2 protein-coding genes are annotated in these 2,248 nt (G+C 41.4%); both read right to left on the bottom strand.

The features are described 5' to 3' along the window. Positions 1-141: 141 nt before the first annotated feature. A complete protein-coding gene (locus tag Xsto_RS20465; RefSeq protein ID WP_099126285.1) occupies positions 142-573 on the bottom strand; it encodes an acetyltransferase in 432 nt (143 codons plus the stop codon). Positions 574-591: 18 nt separating this feature from the next. Further along, the gene (locus Xsto_RS20460; RefSeq protein ID WP_169926712.1) at positions 592-1,827 is read right to left on the bottom strand and encodes an MFS transporter; all 1,236 of its coding nucleotides are present in this window, start codon (positions 1,825-1,827) and stop codon (positions 592-594) included. Positions 1,828-2,248: the final 421 nt, after the last annotated feature.

The following is a 2,248-nucleotide window of genomic DNA, read 5'->3' as shown; positions in this document are numbered from 1 at the left end:
TGATTGCTTACTGCCTTAAAGAGAAAAAGCCATCACTGAAAATTTTCTACTCAGAAGAAGATATTTCAGCAATAGCTTAAGCGGAATTGGGGTTAATTATTATTCCGGGTGATAAATATATTTTTTTCAGGTAAGAAAATATTATGCAAGCTTCATATGAAGTAACGGGAATGGATTCCCTTGTCCGTCAGTTTCTGAACGGGAAAAAGTTTTAAACCCCATATGCTGGTAGAAACCGACACCTTGTTGATTCTGCTCATTCACATCCAGCTCATTAATTTCTAATTCACTGATTGCAAACTCTAACAACATTTTGCCAACGCCTTTGCCACGCATCTCTGGTGATACAAATAGCATTTCCACCCGATTTTTCTCGACACTCAAAAAACCTGCAACGTTATTCTGGTTGTTCACTATCTTATAAACGTTCAGATTGGGTAAGTACTCATTTACCAATGGACGCAACTCATCGATCATCCCCAGAGGTAAAAAATCATGAGTGGCGCGCACTGAGGCTTCCCAAATTTGGAGCAGTGTCGGGAAATCATGCTCGGTAGCTTGCTGTATCTGCATCAAAATACCTCCGTATTTTTAATTTGCCAGTACACGATCTTTGCGACAAATAGCAGCTAGTAGCATATAAACCGCAGTCGTCAGTAAGACCAAGAAGAAGAAGTCCATTAATCCATTATTCTGTATCGCACCGGTATGCTGAACCGCATGATGTTGAAACATGAAGTTCCCAGCTCCTAATGGCCCCATAGCAGAACCGATACTATAACTTAGCAGCATAACCTGAGTTGCGGCGACAATATAGGATGAATCCAGTTTGTCACAGGCTAGTGTGATGGCGAGTGGATAGAGGGCAAAAGATGACATGCCTAACAGCGCCAGCGCCACGATCATGACGATATAACTTTCAGAAAGATAGGTCATACCGACAGCAAATACACCTAACAGTGAAGCCATTGCCAGCAACAGGGTTTTACTGACTATAATGGACAGCTTGCTGATGATAGGTTGAATGGCCATTCCACCCAGAATAATTGCAGCCATTAATACACCGACCTGTTCGGTATTGAATTTACTTTGACTCAATGATAAAGGCATCAGGCCGTAGATAGTCCCCATCACAATCCCTGAAGTCAGACAGCCGACAATTGCTGGTTTACTGAAGCGAGTGATTTTTTTCAGTGACAGACGCTGATGCTGTAATGTCGGAGGCTGGCCCTGACGTAAAAATAATGGCGGCAGAGTGGCAATCAGTAATAACGCTAAAATAACGACAAAAGGAATCAGGCCCTGAGTGCCGATAAAGCCAATGCCCAGCTGACCGAGTGTTGTACCACCATATAGCGACGTCATGTAAAGACCCAGACGTTTTGCTCGTTCTTTAGGGCTGTCTCCAATCAATAACCAGGATTCAACCACCACAAAAACACCGGCAACAGCTACTCCGGCTATGCAGCGAATAAGTAACCACATTTCCTTATTGGGAAAAAAAGGCAATACCATAACTGTTGCTGCTAAAAGCAGCAAAAAACTTACAAATGAAAAACGGTGCCCTATTTTGGCAATAACAGGTTCAATCATGAGTGAGCCTATTAATAAACCAACGTAATAAGAACTGGCTAACCAGCTTGCGTAGCCTGTATCGATGCTGAACCCCGCCATTGATAACGGAATTAAGCTCATCAGGTAACCAGAAGCAATCGCAAACACAGTCAAGCCCGCAACAGGTACAAATGCACTGTCATTCTTGCGCAGCAGTTTCACTACTGTCGTCTCCACATAAAAAAAATCAGTCAGGTATGCGCTGCTTCTCATCAGGATCTTGCCGAATGGCAATAACGACATATACCAAGGACAGGGATATGTCGTAGTGATTCAAGCAGTGATATTTTGCTCAAGAGTCTTGAGTTGTGCGGACTATAGCCGTTTCTATTAAATAGATACAATGAGAAAAACTGATACTGATGAATGAAAAGATTTATGAAGACAGGGAAGATAATGAAAGGGCAATTATTAGCATTTATTGTAGCTGAAATTTAACAGTTCATGTCATTTTCTAAATGAATTTAAAGTTAATTTATTGTTTTATAATGAATTAATTTGGTTTGGCTAACCATAAGTTTAGTATTAAAGTTAATAGGGTCTGTTGACGTTTTGTGTTCATCATTTATTCTGACCACATGGGTAGCCAGACGATGATAAAGGCCAGTGCCACCATACTGGCATAATTCCGTGC

Source organism: Xenorhabdus stockiae (genome assembly GCF_002632825.1).
Classification (GTDB): Bacteria; Pseudomonadota; Gammaproteobacteria; order Enterobacterales; family Enterobacteriaceae; genus Xenorhabdus; species Xenorhabdus stockiae.
Note: the sequence above shows the minus strand (reverse complement) of the source record. Positions and strands in the feature narration are given on the sequence as shown.

What these genes read in the sequence shown, in the direction of transcription:
- Xsto_RS20465 (WP_099126285.1), bottom strand. Translation starts at nt 573, where the DNA reads ATGCAGATACAGCAAGCTACCGAGCATGATTTCCCGACACTGCTCCAA.
- Xsto_RS20460 (WP_169926712.1), bottom strand. Translation starts at nt 1,827, where the DNA reads ATGAGAAGCAGCGCATACCTGACTGATTTTTTTTATGTGGAGACGACA.